26 protein-coding genes are annotated in these 22,450 nt (G+C 64.3%); 16 read left to right on the forward strand and 10 right to left on the reverse strand.

Annotation, left to right across the window (positions count from 1 at the left end; translation table 11 throughout):
- Positions 1-195: 195 nt before the first annotated feature.
- The gene (locus AC5IJH_RS09930) at positions 196-798 is read left to right on the forward strand and encodes an LON peptidase substrate-binding domain-containing protein (RefSeq protein ID WP_491902660.1); all 603 of its coding nucleotides are present in this window, start codon (positions 196-198) and stop codon (positions 796-798) included.
- A 147-nt stretch (positions 799-945) separates the two neighbouring features.
- Positions 946-2,544: a magnesium chelatase ATPase subunit I gene (locus AC5IJH_RS09935; protein ID WP_491902661.1), complete on the forward strand. Its 1,599-nt coding sequence runs from the start codon at positions 946-948 to the stop codon at positions 2,542-2,544.
- Here AC5IJH_RS09935 and AC5IJH_RS09940 read toward each other — a convergent pair.
- Positions 2,541-3,344: an RNA methyltransferase gene (locus AC5IJH_RS09940; RefSeq protein WP_491902662.1), complete on the reverse strand. Its 804-nt coding sequence runs from the start codon at positions 3,342-3,344 to the stop codon at positions 2,541-2,543. The two genes, AC5IJH_RS09935 and AC5IJH_RS09940, sit on opposite strands and share 4 nt — an antisense overlap.
- Positions 3,345-3,369: 25 nt before the next feature.
- Here AC5IJH_RS09940 and AC5IJH_RS09945 point away from each other — a divergent pair, with 25 nt between their 5' ends.
- Positions 3,370-4,959: a hypothetical protein gene (locus AC5IJH_RS09945; RefSeq protein WP_491902663.1), complete on the forward strand. Its 1,590-nt coding sequence runs from the start codon at positions 3,370-3,372 to the stop codon at positions 4,957-4,959.
- 96 nt (positions 4,960-5,055) lie between these two features.
- Positions 5,056-6,306, forward strand: coding sequence for a vWA domain-containing protein (locus tag AC5IJH_RS09950; RefSeq protein ID WP_491902664.1), 1,251 nt, complete (start codon positions 5,056-5,058; stop codon positions 6,304-6,306).
- Between the two features lie 15 nt (positions 6,307-6,321).
- Here the strand turns inward: AC5IJH_RS09950 and AC5IJH_RS09955 are convergent, their stop codons facing one another.
- The 3 genes from AC5IJH_RS09955 to AC5IJH_RS09965 all read right to left on the reverse strand — a co-directional run bounded on the left by AC5IJH_RS09955 (position 6,322) and on the right by AC5IJH_RS09965 (position 8,613).
- Positions 6,322-6,735, reverse strand: a complete 414-nt coding sequence (locus AC5IJH_RS09955; protein WP_491902665.1) for a response regulator — start codon at positions 6,733-6,735, stop codon at positions 6,322-6,324.
- A 268-nt stretch (positions 6,736-7,003) separates the two neighbouring features.
- The gene (locus tag AC5IJH_RS09960) at positions 7,004-7,807 is read right to left on the reverse strand and encodes an SDR family NAD(P)-dependent oxidoreductase (RefSeq protein ID WP_491902717.1); all 804 of its coding nucleotides are present in this window, start codon (positions 7,805-7,807) and stop codon (positions 7,004-7,006) included.
- Positions 7,807-8,613, reverse strand: a complete 807-nt coding sequence (locus tag AC5IJH_RS09965; RefSeq protein ID WP_491902666.1) for an NIPSNAP family protein — start codon at positions 8,611-8,613, stop codon at positions 7,807-7,809. Before AC5IJH_RS09965 ends, AC5IJH_RS09960 begins: the two co-directional genes overlap by 1 nt.
- A gap of 214 nt (positions 8,614-8,827) precedes the next feature.
- On the opposite strand from AC5IJH_RS09965, the gene AC5IJH_RS09970 reads away from it, so the two are divergent.
- The 4 genes from AC5IJH_RS09970 (at position 8,828) to AC5IJH_RS09985 (ending at position 11,367) form a co-directional block, all read left to right on the forward strand.
- On the forward strand, positions 8,828-9,379 hold the full coding sequence (locus AC5IJH_RS09970) for a YciE/YciF ferroxidase family protein (RefSeq protein WP_491902667.1): 552 nt from the start codon (positions 8,828-8,830) through the stop codon (positions 9,377-9,379).
- A 161-nt stretch (positions 9,380-9,540) separates the two neighbouring features.
- Positions 9,541-9,843, forward strand: coding sequence for a carboxymuconolactone decarboxylase family protein (locus AC5IJH_RS09975; protein WP_491902668.1), 303 nt, complete (start codon positions 9,541-9,543; stop codon positions 9,841-9,843).
- 57 nt (positions 9,844-9,900) lie between these two features.
- A complete protein-coding gene (locus AC5IJH_RS09980; protein ID WP_491902669.1) occupies positions 9,901-10,515 on the forward strand; it encodes a hypothetical protein in 615 nt (204 codons plus the stop codon).
- Positions 10,516-10,653: 138 nt separating this feature from the next.
- Positions 10,654-11,367: a GNAT family N-acetyltransferase gene (locus tag AC5IJH_RS09985; RefSeq protein WP_491902670.1), complete on the forward strand. Its 714-nt coding sequence runs from the start codon at positions 10,654-10,656 to the stop codon at positions 11,365-11,367.
- On the opposite strand, the gene AC5IJH_RS09990 is transcribed toward AC5IJH_RS09985, so the two are convergent.
- The 3 genes from AC5IJH_RS09990 to AC5IJH_RS10000 are packed head-to-tail and all read right to left on the reverse strand — an operon-like array spanning position 11,364 to position 14,020.
- Positions 11,364-11,930: a GNAT family N-acetyltransferase gene (locus AC5IJH_RS09990; RefSeq protein ID WP_491902671.1), complete on the reverse strand. Its 567-nt coding sequence runs from the start codon at positions 11,928-11,930 to the stop codon at positions 11,364-11,366. The two genes, AC5IJH_RS09985 and AC5IJH_RS09990, sit on opposite strands and share 4 nt — an antisense overlap.
- Positions 11,931-11,988: 58 nt before the next feature.
- Complete coding sequence (locus tag AC5IJH_RS09995) at positions 11,989-12,507, reverse strand: hypothetical protein (RefSeq protein WP_491902672.1); 519 nt, start codon at positions 12,505-12,507, stop codon at positions 11,989-11,991.
- A 28-nt stretch (positions 12,508-12,535) separates the two neighbouring features.
- Positions 12,536-14,020 (reverse strand): sigma-54-dependent transcriptional regulator, encoded by a 1,485-nt coding sequence (locus tag AC5IJH_RS10000; protein WP_491902673.1) that lies wholly within the window; start codon positions 14,018-14,020, stop codon positions 12,536-12,538.
- 324 nt (positions 14,021-14,344) lie between these two features.
- On the opposite strand from AC5IJH_RS10000, the gene AC5IJH_RS10005 reads away from it, so the two are divergent.
- A complete protein-coding gene (locus AC5IJH_RS10005) occupies positions 14,345-15,556 on the forward strand; it encodes an acyltransferase family protein (RefSeq protein WP_491902674.1) in 1,212 nt (403 codons plus the stop codon).
- Here AC5IJH_RS10005 and AC5IJH_RS10010 read toward each other — a convergent pair.
- Positions 15,542-15,961 carry a winged helix-turn-helix transcriptional regulator gene (locus AC5IJH_RS10010; protein WP_491902675.1) on the reverse strand — a complete coding sequence of 140 codons (420 nt, stop codon included), beginning with the start codon at positions 15,959-15,961 and terminating at the stop codon, positions 15,542-15,544. The two genes, AC5IJH_RS10005 and AC5IJH_RS10010, sit on opposite strands and share 15 nt — an antisense overlap.
- 127 nt (positions 15,962-16,088) lie before the next feature.
- Here AC5IJH_RS10010 and AC5IJH_RS10015 point away from each other — a divergent pair, with 127 nt between their 5' ends.
- A complete protein-coding gene (locus AC5IJH_RS10015; protein WP_491902676.1) occupies positions 16,089-17,168 on the forward strand; it encodes an NAD-dependent epimerase/dehydratase family protein in 1,080 nt (359 codons plus the stop codon).
- A gap of 84 nt (positions 17,169-17,252) precedes the next feature.
- Here AC5IJH_RS10015 and AC5IJH_RS10020 read toward each other — a convergent pair whose 3' ends face one another.
- Positions 17,253-17,633: an ArsR/SmtB family transcription factor gene (locus AC5IJH_RS10020; protein ID WP_491902677.1), complete on the reverse strand. Its 381-nt coding sequence runs from the start codon at positions 17,631-17,633 to the stop codon at positions 17,253-17,255.
- A gap of 130 nt (positions 17,634-17,763) precedes the next feature.
- Between AC5IJH_RS10020 and AC5IJH_RS10025 the strand changes: the two genes are divergently transcribed.
- Positions 17,764-18,498 carry an SDR family NAD(P)-dependent oxidoreductase gene (locus AC5IJH_RS10025; RefSeq protein ID WP_491902678.1) on the forward strand — a complete coding sequence of 245 codons (735 nt, stop codon included), beginning with the start codon at positions 17,764-17,766 and terminating at the stop codon, positions 18,496-18,498.
- Positions 18,499-18,674: 176 nt separating this feature from the next.
- Here AC5IJH_RS10025 and AC5IJH_RS10030 read toward each other — a convergent pair whose 3' ends face one another.
- Positions 18,675-19,106 carry an anthrone oxygenase family protein gene (locus AC5IJH_RS10030; protein ID WP_491902679.1) on the reverse strand — a complete coding sequence of 144 codons (432 nt, stop codon included), beginning with the start codon at positions 19,104-19,106 and terminating at the stop codon, positions 18,675-18,677.
- Between the two features lie 247 nt (positions 19,107-19,353).
- Between AC5IJH_RS10030 and AC5IJH_RS10035 the strand changes: the two genes are divergently transcribed.
- The 5 genes from AC5IJH_RS10035 (at position 19,354) to AC5IJH_RS10055 (ending at position 22,410) form a co-directional block, all read left to right on the forward strand.
- Positions 19,354-19,539, forward strand: a complete 186-nt coding sequence (locus AC5IJH_RS10035) for a winged helix-turn-helix transcriptional regulator (RefSeq protein WP_491902680.1) — start codon at positions 19,354-19,356, stop codon at positions 19,537-19,539.
- Positions 19,540-19,685: 146 nt separating this feature from the next.
- Positions 19,686-20,078: a hypothetical protein gene (locus AC5IJH_RS10040; RefSeq protein WP_491902681.1), complete on the forward strand. Its 393-nt coding sequence runs from the start codon at positions 19,686-19,688 to the stop codon at positions 20,076-20,078.
- A gap of 217 nt (positions 20,079-20,295) precedes the next feature.
- Positions 20,296-20,880, forward strand: a complete 585-nt coding sequence (locus AC5IJH_RS10045; protein ID WP_491902682.1) for a DUF416 family protein — start codon at positions 20,296-20,298, stop codon at positions 20,878-20,880.
- 172 nt (positions 20,881-21,052) lie between these two features.
- Positions 21,053-21,793 (forward strand): ribonuclease PH, encoded by a 741-nt coding sequence (gene rph / locus AC5IJH_RS10050; RefSeq protein WP_491902683.1) that lies wholly within the window; start codon positions 21,053-21,055, stop codon positions 21,791-21,793.
- A 152-nt stretch (positions 21,794-21,945) separates the two neighbouring features.
- Complete coding sequence (locus tag AC5IJH_RS10055) at positions 21,946-22,410, forward strand: YybH family protein (RefSeq protein ID WP_491902684.1); 465 nt, start codon at positions 21,946-21,948, stop codon at positions 22,408-22,410.
- Positions 22,411-22,450 lie beyond the last annotated feature (40 nt).

The following is a 22,450-nucleotide window of genomic DNA, read 5'->3' on the forward strand; positions in this document are numbered from 1 at the left end:
AAGTGCGCAAAACGGGATCAGTTGTGCCCTGTGCAAGCCAAAATCGTTGCACGCTCCATCCGCCGCTTGGGGGCCTCATCTTAAGAGCATAATGAGCGAAGCTATGACGCCCCGCACTGCGGGTCATGGCGCGTTGAACGCTGGAGAGCGGCGCCCGTCGCGCCCCGCCCGCAACCGCAGAAAGCCGTAAAGAGCATGAAGATCCCGTTGTTCCCACTCGATACCGTGCTCTTCCCGGGAGTGCCGCTCCCTTTGCACATCTTCGAGCCGCGCTATCGCGAAATGATGGCTGAATGCATCGCCAACAAGGCTCCGTTTGGTGTCGTGCGCGCGCAGCCGGAAGGCCTCAACGTCGTCGGCTGCACCGCCCGGATCGTGCGCGTGCTGGAGCTATATCCCGACGGACGCAGCGACATCCTGACTCAGGGCGCGGAGCGCTTCGAAATCGAGCTGCTCGATGACTCCCGCAACTTCCTGCAGGCTGAGATTGACCTGCTGCCCGACACTGGCCAGCTTGCCCGGCGCAGCGAACGCGAAGAGTGCGTCGCCCTGCACTTTGAAGCCCTGGAACTGCTCGGTGGGGGTGATCCTGCGCTGCCCGTCGATCTGAACGAGCCCGTCGCCTTCCTCGTCGCCGCCACCATGCCGGCCGATCTCAACTTCCAGCAGGAGCTGCTCGCCATGCGCTCCGACGCCGAGCGCACTCACGCCATCATCGACTACTACAACCTCATGCTGCCCAAGCTGCGCCGCGGCGCGCGAGCCGCCGAGCACAGCACCAACGGCCACATCATGTAGCCGTCGTCCTGCCCGGGTGCATTCCTTTCACCAGCCGCAAAGCTCCCCAGGCCACGCGCCCGCACGGCGCTCCGAGCACGTACCGCCCCGAGAACGTACCATAGAGACAGGTCGCCTACCGCGAGCGACCAGGAGGTCCTCCCCGCGATGCCACAGCCTGCGACTCAGCCTGCCACCCAGGCCCGCTCCACTGCACGTCCCTCGCTTCCCACCACGCTCGGCGAACTGCGCCAGCATCCGGACTACTCCGAAGCGCGCGTCAGCCGCAGCGTCAAGGATGAGCTGCGCGAAAATCTCATCCAGCGCCTGCGTGAGCAGACCGCTGCCGGTGATGCCGCCGCGCCTCTCTTCCCCGGCATCGTCGGCTACGACGACACGGTCGTGCCGCAGATCGTCAACGCGTTGCTCTCGCGGCAGAACTTCATCCTGCTCGGACTGCGCGGCCAGGCCAAGAGCCGCATCCTGCGCGCCCTTACCGAACTGCTCGACCCCGCTGCGCCCTACGTTGCCGGCTCTGAAATTCGCGACAACCCCTACCGGCCGCTCTCGCAGTACGCGCGCGACCTCATTGCCGAACGCGGCGATGCGACCCCGATCGCCTGGATGACCCGTGACGATCGCTACGTCGAAAAGCTGGCCACGCCCGACGTCACCGTCGCTGATCTGATTGGCGATCTCGATCCCATCAAGGCCGCACGCTCTGGCGCCGACCTCGCCAACGAGATCACCATGCACTACGGTCTGCTGCCACGCGCCAACCGTGGCATCTTCGCCGTCAACGAACTGCCCGACCTCGCCGGCAAGATCCAGGTCGCCCTGTTCAACATCATGCAGGAAGGCGACGTGCAGATTAAGGGCTACCCCGTGCGCCTCGAGCTCGACGTCGCGCTCGTCTTCAGCGCCAACCCCGAGGACTACACCGCGCGCGGCAAGATCGTCACCCCGCTCAAGGACCGCATGGGCTCGGAGATCCGCACCCACTATCCGCAGTCCGTCGCCGAAGGCATCGCCATCACTCGGCAGGAGTCGTGGAGCAATCGCGGCGCCATGCGCACCGAGGTGCCCGACTACATCTACGAGATCGTCGAGCAGATCGCCTTTGTCGCCCGCGAAGACAAGAAGGTCGACAAGCGCTCCGGCGTCTCGCAGCGCCTGCCCATTTCCACACTCGAGCTCGCTGTCTCGAACGCAGAGCGCCGCGCCCTGCTGCATGGCGAAGCCACCGTCTACCCGCGTGTCGGCGATATCTATGCCGCGCTCCCCGGCATCACCGGCAAGATCGAGCTGGAATACGAAGGCGAGATGAAGGGCGCTGACGTCGTCGTTCGCGAGATCATCCGCACCGCCATGGCTCGCGTCTACGACCAGTACTTCGCCGAGACGAACACACAGCAGATCGAGCAGTGGTTCAACCTCGGCGGCTCGGTCAAAGTCGAAGACACGCAGTCCGCGGCCGCGACCGTCACCGAGCTGCAGCAGATCCAGGGCCTCTTCGAAAAGCTCGCGCCCCTCGGCATCAAGGCGAAGGACGCGAAGGACAATCCCGAGAAGACCGTGGCCGCCGCCGAGTTCCTGCTCGAGGGGCTCTACGCCCATCGCAAGCTGAGCCGCAGCGAAGAGCGCGGCTTCACCGCGCAGGAGCGCGCCCAGCGCAACGCCGAGCGTGGCCAGGAGCGCCGCGATGAGTCCCGCGAGTACGAGCAGTGGCAGCAGCGCCGCGGCAACAAGCAGCGCGGCTTCAACTAGCGCCTGTCTAAACCCGACTCCGCACCCGGAGGCGAGGAGGCGTCCCCCTGCTCACCTCCGTGGCGCAACCGCCACAGCAGCCTCCGCACCATTCCCATCAGCACAACTGTATCCCGCTCGGTGACGTGAAGCCGGCGCAGCATGCGCCGCAGTTCCTGCTCCGCCGTCGCCGCACTCTGCGGATGCGCGCCCCGGTCCAGATACCCGCCCGCCTCCAGCAACTCCATCAGCAGCCCCTCGAACCGGTCGAGCTGGCCTGACTCGGCCCGAACGGGCTCGCTCACCGTTTGTGCCTGACGCGCCTGCGGCTGCCGCGCCACCAACTCCCACAGGCACACCGCCGCCGCCTGCCCCAGGTTCATCGACGGCTGGTCCGCAGCGGTGCGGATTCGTACCAGTGCATGGCACAAATCCAGGTCCGCGCTCGTCAGCCCATGCTTCTCCGACCCGAACAGCAGCGCCACCTGTCCCGTCCCTTGCTGCTCCAGCTCAGCCGCTGCCTCCTCCAACTCCATCACCGGCTGCGCCAGCTCGCGCCGCCGCGCCGTCGTCGTGCCCAGCACCAGCCGGCAATCTGCCACCGCTTCGGCGACGGATGCAAACACACGTGCGCCTTCGAGCACCGCCCCGGCCCCCACTGCGGACCGTGCCTCGCGGTATGAGTCCTCATACACCTCCACCAGCCGCAGGTCCCGTACGCCGAAGTTCTGCATCGCCCGCGCCACCGCGCCAATGTTCAACGGATTGCGTGCCCGCACCAGCACCACCGCCAGCCCTTCGCGCTCCGGTCGTTCCGTCACACCGTACAATCCAGCAGACTCCGTCATGGCCTCGCCATCGCTGACATCCACTCCTGCCGCCTCGTCTCCGCGCAGCCCGCGCCTGCTCTTCGTCGCCGTGCTCATTGCGCTCTCCGGCCTCTACTTCGCTGACACGCTGCTACGCGCCACGCTCAAGACCTTCTGGTTCGACGAACTCAACACCATCTATCTGTGCCGGCTGCCATCCTTCGCCACCACCTGGCACGCCGTCCTCAGCGGCGGCGACTTCAACCCGCCACTCCTCTACCTGCTCACCCGCCTCTCCCAGTCGCTCGCTGGCGGCGAAGGCCTCATCGCCTCGCGCATGCCCGCCATCCTCGGCTTCTGGGTCTTCGGGCTCTGCCTGTATCGCTTCACCGCACGCCGTCTCGGCGCGCTCCCCGGCATCATCGCCGCGCTCCTCCCCTGGTTCACTCTGGCCCACTATTATGCCTACGAAGCGCGCGCCCACGGCCCGCTGCTCGGCTGGTGCGGCCTCATGCTGGTCTGCTGGCAACAGTCTCAGGACAGCGCCAACCGGGACGCTCCCACCCGCTCTCGCGCTCTCTGGCCACTGCTGCTCGCGCTCTGCTGGCTCGGCGCTCTGCTCACGCACGTCTACGCCGTCTTCCTGCTCGTCCCCTTCGCTCTGGTCGAGTGCGACCGCCTGCTCCGCCATCGTCGCGTCCAACTCGCGGTCGTGGCCGCGCTTGTCGTGCCCGCGCTCCTCGTCGCGCCGCTCTACCTCCGCATGGCGCGCGGCTATCGCGCCTCCATCACCACCGCCGGCATTCACATCCATCCGTATGAGGTCGCGCAGCACTCGCTCGTCACCGTCTTCGGCCCTGCCCTGTTGCTCCTGCTGCTCACCATCGCCCTGCTCGCCGTCTTGCGTGCTGCCCCTTCTGCCGCCACCGCACGGGCGCTCTCCCGCGAAGAGCGCGTGCTCGCCATCGGACTGCTCGTGCTCCCCCTGGTCGGTGTCGTGCTCGTCCGGCTCAGCCATGGCCCCTACTTCGAGCGCTACTTCATCGCCAGCACAGCCGGCCTCGCGTTGCTGCTCGCCCAACTCGCCGCCCGCCCCGGCAGAGACCGCCGCATCCCGCGCATCCTGCTCGCCACCATGCTCACCCTCGTCGCGGCGGACACGCTCATCGCCGCCTGGTGCCATCGCCACCTCGCCGACATCGACCTCATTGAGCCCAGCAGCCTGCTCCACTTCAGCCCCAGCCCTGCCCAGCCCCTCTATCGCCGTGACACCCTGCTCTCGCAGCAGGTCAGGAACTCTCACGGTGACGTGCTCATCACCGGCCACCCCGACTACCTCTACCTCCAGTACTACGCGCCCGACTGGCTGCGCTCCCGGCTGCTCTTCGTGGAAACCGATCCCACCGACTCCTTCCTCGTTGGCTACCATCGCTTCGGCCAGCTCACCGGCATCGACCTCCGCACGGCGCTGCTCCCCGACTACCTCGCGCACCATGCGGACTTCCTCGTCTACGAGGTGCCCGGCAACGGCTGCCCCCACTGCGACGAGCTCTTCCTCAAGAGCGGCTACCGCCTGCTCTCGGTCCGGATCGATCAGGACGGCCGGCTCGAGCACTACAGCCGCTAAGCCCGCCAGGTCCCCCCGTTTCACTGCACCGACGCCGCCTTCACCGCGTCACGCCGTGCCGTAGCGTCGCTCCTGCCAAAGGACTACGCTAGAGACATGAAGCGCGTCCGCTACACCAAATACAACGGCGACCTCGCCTCCGAGGTCGAGATGGACGATCTGCTCCAGCAGCTCTCCGACTACCTGCTCGACTCCGGCTTCCAGGACCCGTTCTCGCGCTTCTCCGAACTCAATGGCGATCACTCGCTCGAGAACCTGCGCGAGGCCATCCGCCAGGCGCTCGAGTCCGGCGAACTGCTCGATGAGGAAGCGCAAGAGCGCATGCAGCAGATGTCCGCCGAAGAGGTCGAGCAGCTCATCGACCGGCTCATCGAGCGCATGCAGCAGGAAGAGTACGTCTCCATCCACGCGCCGCACGATCCGTCGCAGGCCGCGAAGACGCCCGGCCGCGCCGGCCAGCAGGAGACCGAGGCGCGCTTCGAGGTCACCGACAAGAGCCTCGACTTCCTCGGCTTCAAAACCCTGCGCGACCTGCTCGGCTCACTCGGCAAGTCCAGCTACGGCCGCCACGACACGCGCCACTGGGCCACCGGCATCGAGGCCTCCGGCGCATCGAAGCCCTACGAGTTCGGCGACGTCCTCAACCTCGACGTCACCACCACGCTCAACACCGCGCTCGCCCGCGAGGGTGTCTCTATCCCCCTCGCCGGTCCGCTCAATCTCGAGTACAGCGACCTGCACGTCCATCAGTCGGAGTATCAAAGCTCTTGCGCGACCGTCGTCATGCTCGACTGCTCGCACTCGATGATCCTCTACGGCGAGGACCGCTTCACCCCCGCCAAGCGCGTCGCCATGGCGCTCTCGCACCTCATCCGCACGCAGTACCCCGGCGACTCACTCTCGCTCGTGCTCTTCCATGACTCTGCGGAAGAAATGCCGGTCTCGCAGATCGCGCGCGTCAGGGTTGGCCCCTACTACACCAACACGCGCGAAGGCCTGCGCGTCGCGCAGCGCGTGCTCGATCGCCAGCGCAAGGACATGAAGCAGATCGTGATGATCACGGATGGCAAGCCCTCCGCGCTCACGCTGCCGGACGGCCGCATCTACAAGAACGCCTTCGGCCTCGATCCGCTCGTCATCGCGGAGACGCTTGAAGAGGTGAACCGCTGCAAGCGCAAGAACATCATGGTGAACACCTTCATGCTCGCCCAGGACTTCGGCCTGGTGCAGTTCGTGCAGAAGGTGACCTCGATGTGCCGCGGCAAAGCCTACTTCACCACGCCCGATCGCTTAGGCGAATACGTGATGATGGACTACATGCAGCGCAAGATGAAGACCATCCACTAAGCGTCGACAGCCGGCCTACTGCTCGACCGGCCGGTCCGCCGCGCTCAGGTCTTCGTTCCGCGCCTCGATCGCCGCCGTCTCATAAGGCTTCAGCTTCTCAAGCAGCGCCAGCAGCTTGCGCGGGTCGAACGACTCCAGCTGGTAGTCGGCATTCGAAACCGCATCGGCACCAGGAGCGCTCACCGCAATCACCACCAGCTTCGGCTGAAGCCGTCGCAGCGCGTTCACCAGGTCGTAGCAGGCCCCATCGCATAGCCCCGCATCCAGCACCACGCCATCCACGCCCGGGAACCGTTGCAACGTGGTCATCGCCTCATCGGCACTATAGGCAGTTAGCACATTGAACTTGGCCGTCTCGATCACCAGCTTGCGCGTCGAGATACTTCCGGAATACTCCCGATCAATAACGAGGAAACACGGGCGGGTCATTCCTGCATCCTACACGGCTCCTATCCAGCTTGGCCCGAGAGAAATCCCCAGCGGCCCGCCAGAAATCACTCACAGGCAGACGCGTCACGCTCTCTAGTCCAGGAACACTGGCTTTGCCGGTACTTTCCCACATCGTTCATGGGTCGGTACCAGTAATAGTGGCGCATTAGCACTATTTGTTTTAACGAACAAATTAGAGTGGCGCGTTCTGCGAACTGACCGAGCTCTGCGGAACCGACTTAGATCAGTCCTAACTGAAAGAGCGCCCTCACCGGCACCCCAGCCGCAGACTCTGCCAGCTCGCATCCACCGTCCACCCGCCATCCACCGCCAGCGACTGGCCATTGATGAACCCGCTCTGCGCCGGGTCGGCCAGAAATGCAACTGCCCTTGCGACATCTTCCGGCGACGCGAAGCGCCCCATCGGCACCCGATCCGTGATGTCCTCGTCGCTGTACGTGCCCTTCGCCTGGTCGACGGCATCCATCTCCGTCTTCACCCAGCCCGGGCACACCGCATTCACACGCACACCGCGGCCGCCCCACTCCGTTGCCAGCGTTCGCGTCAAACCGATCAGCCCATGCTTCGAAGCGTTGTAAGCAGCGCGGTGACTCACCCCCATCAGCCCGGCGATCGACGCGATGTTGACGACACTCCCCGACCCCTGCTTCAGCATCATCGCGCCGAAGTGCCGCGACAGCAGAAACGGCGCCAGCAGGTTCACCTCAAGCACGCGGCGGAAGTCCTCCATCGCCACCGACTCCGCCGGCGCAATAAAGCTGATCCCCGCATTGTTGACCAGCACATCCGCGCGGCCCCATCGCTTCATCACCGCGGCCGCCGCACGCACCACCGTGCCCTCATCCACCAGGTCGCCGCCATACGCCACGGCATCGCCACCACGCGCGCGCACCGCCGCCAGCGTCTCCTCGCAGGGCTGCACATCCATCAACGCCAGCGCGTATCCGTGCTCCGCCAGCACCTCTGCCGTGCGCCGCCCGATGCCTTGCGCTGCCCCGGTGACAATCGCTACCTTCGTCATGCTCACCTTCCGCGCTTCGGTTCCGGAGATTAGATCTGCGAAGCCGCCAGCGGGCTCAGCACCAGGTTTGTGATGTTGCTGACGATCGACTCGTAGCTGTACCGCGGGTCCGCCTGCAGCGTCTTCCACCCCGGCGCATCGCGAAACGCGTCCCAGGCCTTCTCGAGCTCCGCCATGCTGCCAAAGCTCAGCATGTACGTCAGGTTCGGCAGCCGGTGGCCCACCAGCGTGTCGCCAAAGAACACCGGATGCGCGCCCGCCTTCACGAACAGGTCGAACTCGCCGCGATGAAACATCTCCACCTTGCGCACATGCGCTGCATCGCTCGGGCTCTCATACGTGCGTAGCTGAAAGATGCGCGACTGCTTGCCTGCCGAACTCGCCGGGGGCGTCAGTCGTGGCCAGCCTTCGAACGCTGCCAGCAGCGAACTCTCCACCCGCTCAAACGCTGGTGCCGTTGCCGGCGCACCCCAGAACGGCGCCGCCGCCTTCAGGAACGCCTCATCCTTCCCCAGCCGCAGATCGAGCGTGGCCAACGCATCCACCGACCGCGCCGGAATCAGCACGTAGTACGCAGGCGTCTGCTCGCCGTACGTCACGCGAAACAAGCCCACGGGTCCCATGCCAAGGCGCGTCAGCGTCGGCACCAGCGCCGCGCCGAAGTAGTCCTCGCACAGCTTCGTCTGTGGCCCGGACTGCACCTGGTAGCGGCGCAGCTGGTAGAACTCGCGCCCTCCGCCGTCTGCAGAGCCGCTCGTTGCCGCCTGCCCCAGCAGCCGCGCTCCCGTCAGCGCCGAACCGGCCAGCGATGCTTTAAGGAATCTCCGCCGTTGCATGGCTCTCTCCTTTTCTGGATGTCAATTTCTAGTCTCAACTCCAATCGCTCCGATTGTAAGTGCCCCTTCTACTTATCAAGACAACCCCGTGCTGGTTTCTATCCGCTCACATCGCGGCTCGCCCGAGCCGCGCACATGGGCCAACGCGCCTATCGCCCGACACATCCCAACTTGCAGGCACACACTGCCGCCGTTTTCCCAAAGGAGATCCCCTATGAGCCTGCGAGACGTTCTTGTCGATGAACTGCGTGACCTGTACAGCGCCGAAACCCAACTCGTGAAAGCGCTGCCGAAGATGGCGAAAGGCGCCGAAAATCCGCAGGTGAAGACACTCTTCACCGACCACCTGCAGCAGACCAAGCAGCAGGTCGACCGCCTCAAGCAGATCTTTCAGCAGCTCGAAGAGAAGCCCACAGGCGAGCTTTGCAAAGGTATGGAAGGCCTCGTCGCTGAAGGCGCGGAACAACTCGAGAAGGACGAGGAGGGCGCGGCGAAGGATGTCTGCATTGCCGGCGCAGCCCTGCGCATTGAGCACTATGAGATCGCCGGCTACACCGCGGCCATCGCCATCGCAAAGACACTCGGCGAGACCGAGATCGTCTCTCTGCTCACCGAGACACTGAAGGAAGAGGCCGAGACCGGCAAGAAGATCGAAGCCGCCTCCAAGCCACTCCTCGAAGAAGCCAACGCCGAAGAGAGCGGCGATGAAGAAGATGACGACGACGAAGACCTCGACGATGAGGACGACGAAGAAGAAGAGGCCTGATCCTCGCCTCATCATCCAGTAACACCGAAGCGCGCCCGCAATCCTTGCGGGCGCGCCTTCTTTTGTTCCGCGTCAGCTTGCAAATACGGCTTCGCTTTCTCCTGAACGAACGCGCTAAGCTTGTGCGCTCCAGTTCACCCACAGAAAGTGAGACCACACCCATGTATAACATGAAAAACATGTCCAAGCTGAAGACCCTCTCCACGCTTGCGCCCAGGGGCATGGAAGCCTTCATGGCCTTCGACAGTGCCGCCATGGCAGACGGCGCGATCCCCGCAAAGTACAAGGAATTGATCGCGGTCGCCGTCGCACTCACCACGCAGTGCCCCTACTGCATCGAGATACACACAAAGAAAGCGCGCGCAGCGCAGGTCACGGACGAGGAGTTAGCCGAGGCCGTACTCGTCGCCGCGGCTCTGCGCGCAGGCGGCGCCATCACCCACGGCACGCACACCATGCCCTAAGCGCGATCGATCGCAACGCGCCCAGCGCCCGTGGCTCGGTGTGATACCGTGCCACGCATGCTCCGCACACGTCTCTTCGCGCTGCTGCTGTCGCCGCTCGTCGCCACATCTCTTGTCGCCCAGACCGCGCCCGTGCAGACCCCGTCGGCCCCGGCCGCGAGCACAACGCGGCCCGCCACACCCGGTTCGATCGCCGCGCATCCCGACTGGCCCAAAGCCAATCCTGCGGACGTCCAATCCGTGGACGCAATCATCGCGGCCCTCTACGACGTGATCTCCGGAGGCGCCGGCCAGCCACGGGACTGGAACCGCTTCCGCTCCCTCTTCGTGCCGGACGCCCGCCTCATCCCCACCCGTCACGCAAGCACCGCTTCAGCGACGAACACCGCGGACGTGCAGCTCTACTCCCCCGACCAGTACATCGAGCGATCCAGCGCAGCACTCGGCCAGGGCTTCTTCGAGCGCGGCATCCACAACACCACCGAGTCGTTCGGCGGTCTCGCGCATGTCTTCTCCACTTATGAATCGCGCCATACCCGCGACGGCCAGCCGTTTGCTCGCGGCATCAACTCCATCCAACTACTCAACGACGGCCATCGCTACTGGGTCGTGACGATCTTCTGGGACCAGGAGTCACCGAACAGCCCACTTCCCGCCCGCTATCTCCCGTAGCTGGTGATAACTCAGCTAACTCGCGGCTGCGACTGACTCAGCGCGGCCCCGGCACCGATAACTCGCGCTGTCACGAACGGCCCCCATTCCGCCTCGTCGCGCCGTCGCTCACCTCCGATTCCCTGAGATGATCTCCGCATGGCACCTTCTTCTCCGCCAGGCAAACCCACCGGCTCTCTGCCCATCGGCCCGGCGCTGCCCGGTTGGCAGCCGCGCCCCTTGCCCCAGCGCCGCAGCTTCGCCGGCCGTTACTGCACGCTCGAGCCGCTCGATCCGGATGCGCATGGCGACGCTCTCTTCGCCGCACTCTGCGACCCGGCGCACGACACGCTGTGGACCTATCTGCTGACCGAACCGGCACGCAACCTCAGGCAATGGCAGCAGCGGCTCAGCCAGTACGCCGTCTCGCGCGATCCGCTCTACCTCTGCATTCGCAATGAGCACGGCCGGCCCGCCGGCATCGCATCCTATCTGCGCATCGCCCCCGAGCACGGATCGATCGAGGTCGGCCACATCCATCTGTCACCGTCACTGCAGCAAACCCGCGCCGCCACCGAGTTCCAATCCCTGCTCATGCAGCACGCCTTCGACGATCTCGGCTACCGCCGCTATGAATGGAAGTGCGACTCGCTCAATGCGTCCTCGCGGCGCGCCGCTCCCCGCCTCGGCTTCCGGTTCGAGGGCATCTTTCGCAAGGCCATCGTCTACAAGGAACGCAGCCGCGATACCGCGTGGTACTCCATCACCGACGATGAGTGGCCGCGCGTGCGCGCTGCCTTCGAAAGCTGGCTCGCGCCTTCGAACTTCTCAAGCGATGGACGGCAGCTTCAATCGCTAGCCAGCTTCCGCTAGCCCTCAAGCGGGCGCGCCATCAGGTAGTCGTCGCACCACATCGACCCCACCAGGAACTTGCGCTCGCCCACCCTCACAAAGCCGTGCCGCTCATAGAACTGGATCGCGCTGCGATTGTCTGCCTTCACGCCCAGCAGCAGCCGTTGCTTTCCCATCGCGCGTGCCTCCGTGATCGACCACTCCAGCAGCCGCCGCCCCAGGCCGGTCCCCTGAAAGCGATGCAGCAGATAAATGCGCTTCAGCTCGATGTCGTTGGGTAACAGTGGTAGGGGCAGATCCGGCGGCGACAACACGGCAAAGCCGATCGGCGCACCCTTCAGCTCCGCGAGGCAGAGCCGGTAATGCTCATTCGCAACCCAGCCGGCATAGCGCTCGGCCGCATGCTGCACCTGGCAGTGAGCCAGAATGTCGCTGCCAAACAGGACTCCAGCGAAGGCCTCGAGAAACGTCGCAACCCCGATCAGTGATAGCGCAGCCGCATCCTCGGCAGTCGCGCTGCGCAGCACAACCGGCTCGATCGGCGCGCTCGACGCCGGCGTCACGTCAGAGGACAGAGGTGCCATGCGCCGATGGTACCAAGCCGGACACAACGAACCGCAGCCGCTCCGGTTCCTTGACGGCCTACGCCTGGCCCGGCTCCAGCCGCTGCTTCAGGTTTCCCGCCAGCTCCGCCATCAGGCGCAGTCGCTGCTCCAGCTGCGGCGATTCGGCGCTCTCCTTCAACGCAAGCTGCGTGTGCAGCAGCAGCCCGGACACGGTATTGCGCAGATCCGACTCCATCGCTCGCAGCGCAGCCCGCTCCGCGGCGCCACGCTCCTGCTCGCGCCGGCTCAGCGCGGCGCGCAGATCGCGCACCAGCCGCGCGCTGCCCGTCAGCGCAAAGTTCACCTGCATCGGGATCGCCAGCCCCGCCATCCGCCACAGCAGCTCGGCGCTTCGCGGATCGCCCTCCGCCAGCGAGTCCTCCACGATCACCGCCGCATACGTATCCGTGCGCAGCGCTTCGATTGCCTCGCGCCGCCCTGGCACCAGCGTCACGTCCAGCTCCAGTTGCTGCAGAATCGCCGTGGAGCAAGCCTCCGCGCCGGACAATCCGGATACCAGCAGCACTCGTTTCGGTCCCACCACGCTTGTCTTCATAGCCCGCATCTCCTCGTATCTATCTCCGTTACATTCCCGACCGCATCGCGCTGGCGCCGCCCATCGGATCCATCGCCTCGAGCGACATCCCCTCGTGCATGCCGTACTCCTTCAGCTTGCGGTAGAGCGTCGTCTTGCCGATGCCCAGCAGCCGAGCCGCTAGCAGCTTGTCCCCCTTCAACTGCTTGATCGTGTTCAGAATGGCCTGCTTCTCGAGCTCGGCCAGCGGCGTCACCGGCGGTGGCGTGCTGTTCGTCTGCAGCACCGCGTCGACCGAACGCTGCGTCTGTGCCGAGGCATGACGTCGCAGCTGCAGCTCGTGATTTTGTAGCTGCGTCGGCAGGTCCGCCATGTGGATTACCGGGCCCGACGCCATCGTGCACGCCCGCTCGATCGCCATCTCCAGCTCGCGCACATTGTTCGGCCAGTCGTAGTCCATCAGGCTGCGCAGCGCGTCGTCGCTCATCTCGTAGCTCTGACCACTCTCGCGCGACATCCGCTCCAGGAAGTGCGTCGCCAGCAGCGGAATATCGCTCCGCCGTTCACGCAGCGGCGGAATGCGCAGCGTCACCACGTTCAGCCGGTAATACAGATCTTTGCGGAAGGTCCCCTTCGTCACCGCCGCCGCCAGGTCCACACTGCTCGCTGCCAGGATGCGCGCATGCAGCGGAATCCGGTGCGTCGCCCCCGCCGGCCGAATCTCCTTCTCCTGCAGCACCCGCAGCAACTTGCCCTGCAGCTCCGGCGTCAACTGGCCGATCTCGTCCAGAAACACCGTGCCCCGCTCCGCCGACGCCAGCACGCCCGGCACATTGCGCAGCGCCCCCGGAAACGCGCCCTTCACGTAGCCGAACAGCTCATGCTCGATCAGCTCCGGCGCAAACGCCCCGCAATCCACCGTCAGGAACGGCTGCGACGCGTGCTCGCTCTGCCCATGCAGTGTGCGCGCCACCATCTCCTTGCCCGTGCCGCTCTCGCCGACGATCAGCGCCGGGTGGTGGCTCTGCGCCACCTTCGACATAATCCGGTACAGCTTGTCCATCTCGTCGCTGCGTCCCACCAGGTTGCCCGCGCCGCCAGAGCTGCGCAGCCGGTCCCGCAGTGATCGGCTCGCCCCCGTCGCCTGCCGCTGGTGCGCCGCCCGCTCCAGCATCGACCCCAGCTCCTCCATCAGGAACGGCTTCGTCAGGTAATCGGTCGCGCCCGTCCGCATCGCTTCCACGGCCGACCCGATCGTCGCCGATGCCGTCATTACGATCACCGCCGTATCCGGCCGCAGCGTCTTCACCTCTTCCAGGAGCTGCAGACCCTCCCGCCGGCTCGCCTTCAGCTCCAGCAGCAGCAGGTCCACCGGGTGGCTCCGCAGCAGCTGCTGGGCATCGCCGGCCACGGACAAACCCTCCGCCGTAAACCCGCGACGCGTGGCAATCTCCACGCAGGCCGACCGCGTGGCATCGTCTTCCTCGATCACCAGCACGTGCAGTCGGCTCAGATTGGCTTCGAACTCAGACATGGATTCCAAGGCGCACCTCAAAAGGGGAGTCAAAACTACCGGTGTTTCCGGTTTCGTGTATTTCCTACACGACCACCGTGCAATCTCTACAGACCGGAGCATACCCAGATTTCATTCCGGGAAAACTGCTGAAAATGGGCCCGTACATCACCGGAGTAATGCCTCCACCCCCTTACCCTGTGCCACCAAAGCAGGACGTGCTACCTGGAATCAGCAACTTAGCCGGTGGAAAACTCCGCGCGCCTCCCGCCCCCGCTCTCCAGAAACACCGGTTCGGGACGTTCGTTGCTTCGGAACGTATCCGCTTCTGCTTCAATCAGGGCCATGACGCAGCCCGTCCCTGGCCAACTTCCCGCAGCCGCACCGCGCTTCGAAACGGTCGATCTGCTCCGCGGACTGGCCATCCTGGCCGTCGTCCTGCTGCACTGCCGTATCCGCTTCGGCGGCGACGGTGTCCACGTCGGCACGGCACTGCCCAGGGTCTGGCGGGCTCTGCTGCTCCAGAACGGCGGCAATGGCGTCACGGTCTTCTTCGCCATCTCTGGCTTTCTCATCACGCTCACGAGCCTGCGCCGCTTTGGCGGACTCGCCCACATCCGCGCTGCGTCCTTCTACCGCATCCGCTTCGCTCGGATCGCACCTTTACTGGTGCTCGTGCTAACCGTTCTCGCGCTGCTGCATTGGGGCAGCCTGCACTCGGACCGCTACACAGCCTGGCATGTCAGCCCAGCCGTCGGCCTCCCCCGGGCCTTGTTCTCGGCCCTCACCTTTCACCTGAACTGGCTCGAGGCCAAGACCGGCTACCTGCCCGCGAACTGGGACGCGCTCTGGTCCCTCAGCGTGGAGGAGATGTTCTACCTGTTCTTCCCGCTCGTCTGCATCGCTCTGCTCGGCCAGCGTTCACCCGTGCGGCGGGCAGGTTGGCCGCTCCTGTTTCTGCTCGCCGCTGTACTGCTCGTGCTCGGCCCCTGGGCGCGTTCGGTGTGGATCACGAGCGACATCGGCCAGGAGAAGAGCTACCTCGGCGGCATGAACGCCATCGCACTCGGCTGCCTCACCGCGCTCCCCTGCGACCGCATGTCGCGCTCCGCCCGCGTCGCCCGAGGATGGCTCTATGCCACCGAGGCCTTCGGCTGGCTCCTGATCGCCTGGTTCGCCACCTGGCCGACATGGCATTGGCTGCACAGCACCAATCGCTTCCTTGGCAGGCACGATCTCGACGACACCCTGCTGCCGCTCGGCGCATGCATGGTCATGCTCGCCACAGTTCTGCGTGGCGCGCGTGGCGGTGGCCCGCTCACCGCGCCCATCCGGTGGTTTGGCAGACACAGCTATGAGGTCTACCTCACGCACGAGTTCCTGGTGATCGTCGGCGTTGCGGCGTTTCTGCGCTGGCACGGAACGCGGCCCGGGCTTTGGACACTGGCCATCACCGCCGCCACTGCTCCCCTGGGATGGGTCATCGCTCACTGGTTCTCTGAGCCGATGAACCGCTGGCTCAGAGGCGCTCGCCCACCCGCCTCAGCGACTTCGTGAACGCTGCGCATCGAACTTCGCTCGCGCCTGTTCCACGCGCACGCGCCGCGACAGAGCCCACTGCGCAAGGTCCATCACCGGGATCAGCACGTCGTGCCCCAGCTCCGTCAATTGGTAATCCACCCGGGGCGGAATACTCGGCGTCACCTTGCGCGAGATGTACCCATCGCGCTCCAGGCCGCGAAGATTCGTCGTCAGCACCTTCTGCGAGATCGACCCGATACTCCGCTTCAGTTCGGTAAACCGCATGCTGCCCCGCGCCAGCATCGCGATGATCAGAATCGACCACTTGTCGCCGACCCGTGCCAGGACGTCGCCCACCGACTGACACACATCCGCCGGCAGATCGCTGAAGCTGCTGTGACAGGCTGCTCTGGGCACCTTCAGGTTGCTCGGTTTCTTCAAGGTGCCCTCTTGTGACAAATACCGCTGACTCATAGTATCCCGGTATCCCTTGGAAACCGTCCATCTCCTCTCGGGATCAGCGGATCAGGCACTCATGAACAATGAACATCGAAGCACAACCGTCCTCGTGACGGGCGGCTCTGGCTATCTCGCCGGTTGGCTGATCGTCGGCCTCCTCCGTCAGGGCTACAGCGTTCGCGTCACCCTGCGCAATCTAGCCCGTGAGCGCGAAGTCAGAGCCGCCATCGCAACACAGGTCGTTACGAATCAGAACATCACTCACCAGAGCAGCCCGCACCAGATCAGCCCCGATCAGATCAGCCCCGATCAGATCAGCATCGACGACCGCCTCACCTTCGTCGCTGCCGACCTGATGAGCGACGCCGGCTGGAGCGACGCCATGGCCGGCTGCACCTATGCACTTCACGCCGCCTCGCCCATGGGCCAGGGAGAGCCGCGCGGTACGGATCTCGTCGGTCCTGCGCGCGAAGGCACGTTGCGCGTTCTCGCCGCTGCCGCCGCAAGCGGCGTTCGCCGCGTCGTCGCCACCTCTTCGCTGATCGCGGCCCAGGGCCCCACGGTCGCTCAGGAGCAACAGCCCATCACCGACGAGACGACATGGACGGACACGCAGCAAAAAGGTCTCAGTGAGTACGGTCGCTCGAAAACTCTTGCCGAGCAGGCAGCCTGGGCCTTCATCGACAACGACTCGTCCGGCCTCACGCTCGCGACCATCCTGCCCGGCATGATCCTCGGCCCGGTCATGACGGAAAAGGTGTCAGGCTCCGTCGAAGTCGTCTCGCGCCTGCTCACCGGAAAGGTCCCGGCGATCCCCCGCCTCGGCTTCAGCATCACCGACGTCAGAGACCTTGTCGACCTGCAACTGAAAGCCATGACCCATCCCGATGCCGCCAACCAGCGGCTCATCGGCGTCGGTGATTTCCTCTGGTTCTCTGAGATCGCCGATATCTTGCGGCGTCAATTCCCGTCCCACGCCGCCAAGATCCCCAAGCGTCGCCTCCCGACCCTGGTAGTTCGCCTCGCAGGGCTTTTTCAGGAAGAGGCGCGCTTCATGGCGCCGCTACTCAACAAGCGCCGTGAATTCGTAACAGCCAAAGCGGCGGATCTGCTCGACTGGCGACCGCGCCCTTCAAAAGACGCAGTGATCGATTGCGGCGAGGGCCTCCTCGCGCAGAAACTCGTGTGACGCCCCGCAAGGCGCGGGCGGTCGCAAAGCGCTCGCCAGTCATGGGTCGTCCCATCGCCATGATGTCGACCCACCGTGCACCACTCACCCGCCGGCACGTGTCCGGCTCCCACCACGCGTCTTCCGCTTCCTTCTGCTCTCGATCTGGATCGTGTGCGCTGTCGCAATCGCCGCCAACAATCCCGGATAGCGAGCGTCCACTTCCGCGAAACGCGAGGTGTTGCGCATCTCCACCCCGTGCCGCTCGCCGCGGATCAGTCCAGCCTCGCGAAGCACCCGCATGTGCAGCGACAACGTGGACTTCGGGATCGGCTTCTCGAGCACGCTGACCAGCTTCGTGCAGTTGCTCGGACCATCCTGGTGCACCACCTCCGCAAACAGCGCCACACGCACCGGATCAGTCAGCGCATGCAGGATCGCCTCAAGCGGCACATCTTCGATCGCTGGATGGACAAGAGGCTTCATCGGATCGGCTTCCATACTAGCGCGTGGTTTTATTGTACATAAGTACTGAACTAATGCATCAGATCAGAGTCGGCGCCCGCACGCTGGTTCACGGGTCGCGGCTGCTGCCGACAACTCGAAAGGAGCAATCATGGGAAAGCTCGATGGCAAGACTGCAGTCATCACCGGCGGAACAAGCGGCCTGGCGCTCGCCAGTGCCAAACTATTCGTGGAAGAAGGTGCCTACGTCTTCATCACGGGACGTCGCCAGGAAAAGGTCGATGAAGCCGTTACATTCATCGGCCGCAACGTCACCGGCGTCCAGGGCGACGCCGCCAACCTCGACGACCTTGATCGCCTGTTCGCTACCGTGAAGCGCGAGAAGGGCAGCATCGATGTGCTGTTCGCCAGCGCCGGCTCGGGCGAGTCCGCCAAATTGGGCGACGTCACAGAGAAGCACTTCGACACCGTCTTCAACCTCAACACGCGCGGCACGCTCTTCACCGTGCAGAAGGCCCTGCCGCTCTTCAACGACGGTGGCTCCATCTTCATGACCGGCTCCGTCGCCTCCGTCAAAGGCTTTCCGTCCTTCGGCGTGTATTCCGCAAGCAAGGCAGCGCTTCGCTCCTTCGCCCGCACCTGGCTCAACGAATTGAAGGACCGCCACATCCGCGTCAACGTACTCAGCCCGGGCCAGGTCGCCACCCCCATCCAGGACCAGCTCTTCGACGAGGCCACCATTCGTCAGTTCGAAGCCATGATCCCGCGCGGCAAGATGGGCCGCCCCGAAGAGATCGCAACTGTCGCCCTCTTCCTCGCCTCCGACGACTCCAGCTACGTCAATGGAGTCGAGTTATCCGTCGACGGTGGCACCACCGCCATCTAACTCCCTGCAACTAACTCCCCGCAATTTAGTTCCGCGCCGTTAGTTCCGACGAGCGAAGGTCGAGTCTTCTCGGTGATTCCCTTCGCTCTCAGCCGGCCTCCCGCGCGCCGCCTTCAGCCTCAGCCAGCGGCGATCCGGTCCTTCGCGCCACCCGGCACTGATCTGATCGAGCCGCGTCAACGCACGACCACGTATGCAAGCAGGACAGCTGCTGTGGCGAGAGCGACGATGCGCACGCGATGTCTCCTGTCCCAGGTCCGGTGAAGCCGTGCCCAATCAGCACCACCCTCCGCCACGCGACTGTTCAGTGGCACCAGGACAACGATCGACGCCACTGACGTAAGTACCCAGATAGCAGTCGCTGCCAGCAGGATCATCCGCCCCGGCGTGTGCCAGTTGAGCCATGTCTCGATACCGAGAAGCAGGGTAGAAGCCGGGTACCAGACCGGCATCACTCTTCCGAGAACCAGCGCAAAACGGCTGAGCATGGTCAACTGCGCTTCGGGTTCGAGCCGCCACGCGGCAGGGTTCACAAGTGCAGAAACAGAAAACTCGACGCCCACCAGGGTAAGAACAACGAACACGGTCGCCATGTTGAACAAGTGCATAAGGACTCCATTTGACTCTTTGCTCAAGACGCCTTCGAATGGAGCACTGATACAAAAAGCAGCACTGACAAATTTGTCAGCCGGAGCAAACGATGGGCGTCTCCAAGAAAGAGATCTCGCCATGCCCGATTGATGTCACGCTGAGTGTCATCGACGGCAGATGGAAGGGCACCATCCTCTGGCGATTGCTGGATGGGCCGATGGAACGAGCGAGCTGCGGAAGAGCATTCCTGAGATCACCGAACGAATGCTTCTCCGTCACCTCCGCGAAATGACCGAGAGTGGCATTCTCGACCGGCACCAGGAACAAGGCCTCCCTCTTCGCGTGCGGTACTCGCTCTCCCCGTATGGCATGACGCTGGTGCCCGTCTTGGACGTTCTCTGCACGTGGGGCAGAGAGCACCTCAAGCGCGAACCCCTGAGCGTGCGCTGAGAGTTTTCATCTTCGAACCTGAGTCGCGGTCATGCGCTACGTATCGTGAAGCCGGCTGCTGTAGCCTTGCCGATAACAGCGCAATGAGGCCATCGAGTCTCCTCCCCTGTTCGCATCCCTATCATGTCAGTCGGGGGCTTTTTAACTTGGCACGCTCTTACACCAAATACCTGATGGTCTTCAGCGCTATTGTCATGTTCGCCTTTGGCGTGGCGCTCACCTTTGCACCTGCCGAGTTAATCCACGCCGCGGGTGCTCCGCAGTTGCCGCTCCTTGTCGCGCTCGCGCAGACGTGCGGTGCTTTGTATCTGGGGTTCGCTGCTCTCAATTGGATGGCCAAGGACAATCTCATCGGCGGCATCTACAGTCGCCCCGTTGCGCTGGCCAACTTCCTGCAATTCTTCGTTGTTGCGATGGCACTCTTGAACGATGTAGCAAGGCTGCCGCACTCGCCGGGCCCCATCAGTGCCACGGCCCTCAACGCCAGCCTGGCTCTCTGCTTCGGATTAGTTCTCTTCCGGCACCCAAAGACTGACTGACCGCGGCCCGCAGTTCAACAACCAGCCTGCCACAACCCACAACTCCCCTCCCCTACAATCAACGCACGTCCTCCACGCCTCAGGCCGCGCCCTCCATCCGCAGCGGCCGCGCCGCAGAGGGTTCTGTCCACCCTGTGCGGATTTTCGAGGACTGCGGGTGTTGCAGCCCTGAGTGCCCTGAAAGAGAACCCCTCTGTTCTAAGAGAACATGGAGACGATGATCGGCGACGAAAAGAATTTAGTTTCTATAGCGGACCTCTCCCCAAGGAAGCAACTTGCTTTTGCTCTGTTGGTTTTCGAGAGAATGCTGCCAACTCTAGTTGCCTTTTCAAAGGACACAGGCTTCAACGAAGCTTGCTACTTGCAAGCTAAAGATGCCGCATGGGCCACATTGCAGACTGGTTCAGTGAACCTTTCATTGAAAAAGGCATGTCTCAGGGGCGCACCGGACACCGAGGATTACTCTCACGACCTATCCTCCTACGCTCTAAATGCTGCCCTCGCGATGGATGACATTTTGGAGTTTACCCTCGATGGTTGTGCCGACCACATCACAAGCGTCTCAACGCTTGCCGGAGACTCCCTGTACCTCTACCTAAGCAGCTTGCAAGACTCGGTTGTGTCCTCAGCAGAAGAAGATAGGCGGATTGCTTCACATCCCTTGATGCGACAGGAGCATCGCCAGGAAGAAGCGGACATCAGGTTCCTTGCTGGTCTTCCAGAGCAGCTCAGCAACGAGACGATCCTGTCCTTAAGAGCGCGAGCGGATAGTCAGCCGCCCTTGCTTCCTCTCACGTCCTAATCTTGGGCGTGTCTAACGGCAGCGCGCATTCCAAGGAAGAGCACATCGCCTGACGCCTTCGGGAGTCTTAGGGAAGTTAGCCTGATGAGGCGCTCCTCATCCCAGTCCTCGCGCTGACATTGGATACACCAGTGCCGCTGCACCCTGCATCCCCCTCCCCTACAATCAACCCATGTCCTCCACGCCCCAGGCCGCGCCCTCCATCCGCAGCGGCCGCGCCGCCAATCAGCTTCGCCCGCTCACCCTCACGCCCGACTTCGTCGCCACCGCGGAGGGCTCCGTGCTCATCGCCGTCGGCCACACCCGCGTGCTCTGCAACGCCACCATCGAGCAGGGCGTGCCCTCTTGGCTGCGCAACAGCGGCCGCGGCTGGGTCACCGCCGAGTACGGCATGCTGCCACGCGCCACGCTCACACGCACCGCGCGCGAGGCCGAGCGCGGCAAGCTCTCCGGCCGCACGCATGAGATCCAGCGCCTCATCGGCCGCTCGCTCCGCGCCGTCGTCGATCTCCACGCCCTCGGCGAGCGCACCATCATCCTCGACTGCGACGTCCTGCAGGCCGACGGCGGTACCCGCACCGCCGCCATCACCGGCGCCTGCGCCGCCCTCGCGCTCGCCATCAACCGCCTCGTCAAGGCAGGCACCCTCAAGCAATCGCCACTGCGACAAATGGTCGCCGCCACCAGCGTCGGCATCGTCGATGGCGAAGTCCTGCTCGACCTCGCCTACGAAGAAGACTCCCAGGCCGACGTTGACATGAACGTCGTCATGACCGAAGACGGCGGCCTCGTCGAAGTCCAGGCCACCGCGGAAAAGCACTCCTTCCCCCGCGATCGCATGCTGCAAATGATGGACTACGCCGAAGCCGGCATCCGCGAGCTCTTCCCCGCCCAGCGCGCCCTGCTCTCGTAAAATCCCTTCGCATCGCCCGAGCGGCCTGCCTCCGCCGCTCGAGCATCCGCACCCTGCACCAGATACACAACAAGTAACCTCCAAATGCACACACGCCGGCCACACACGCCGGCCACGTAGAATGGCGCTCACCCTCACTCCGGAGTGATCCCATGCGCCTTCTGCGACCCCGCCTCTTCCGCAACGCTCTCTTGCTGGCTGTCGTGCTCTGCCTCTCCACGCTCGTGCACGCCGCCCCTGCTGCGCAGACAGACGACATCGCCATCCGCCACGTCCTCGACACCCAGGTCGCCGCCTGGAACCGCGGCGACATCCCCGCCTTCATGCAGGGTTACGCTCACTCGCCCGACCTCACCTTCGTCGGCAAGTCCGTCGAGCGCGGCTACGACAACGTCCTCGCCCGCTACCAGAAGAACTACGGCCACGGCGAAGCCATGGGCACGCTCGCCTTCACCGATCTCCAGATCACGCCCATCGACGACCAGGTTGCGACCGTCACCGGCCGCTTCCACCTCACCCGCACGGCAGCCGGCGGCGGCGATGCCAGCGGCATCTTCTCGCTCGTCTTCAAGCACACCGCCTCCGGCTGGAAGATCGTCCTCGACCACACCAGCTAGCCTCCTGCGCTTTCCTGTGACATGACCACACGAGCTGTGG

It is taken from the genome of Candidatus Dedyshia acidiphila, from assembly GCF_051025295.1.
Taxonomy (GTDB): domain Bacteria; phylum Acidobacteriota; class Terriglobia; order Terriglobales; family Acidobacteriaceae; genus KBS-83.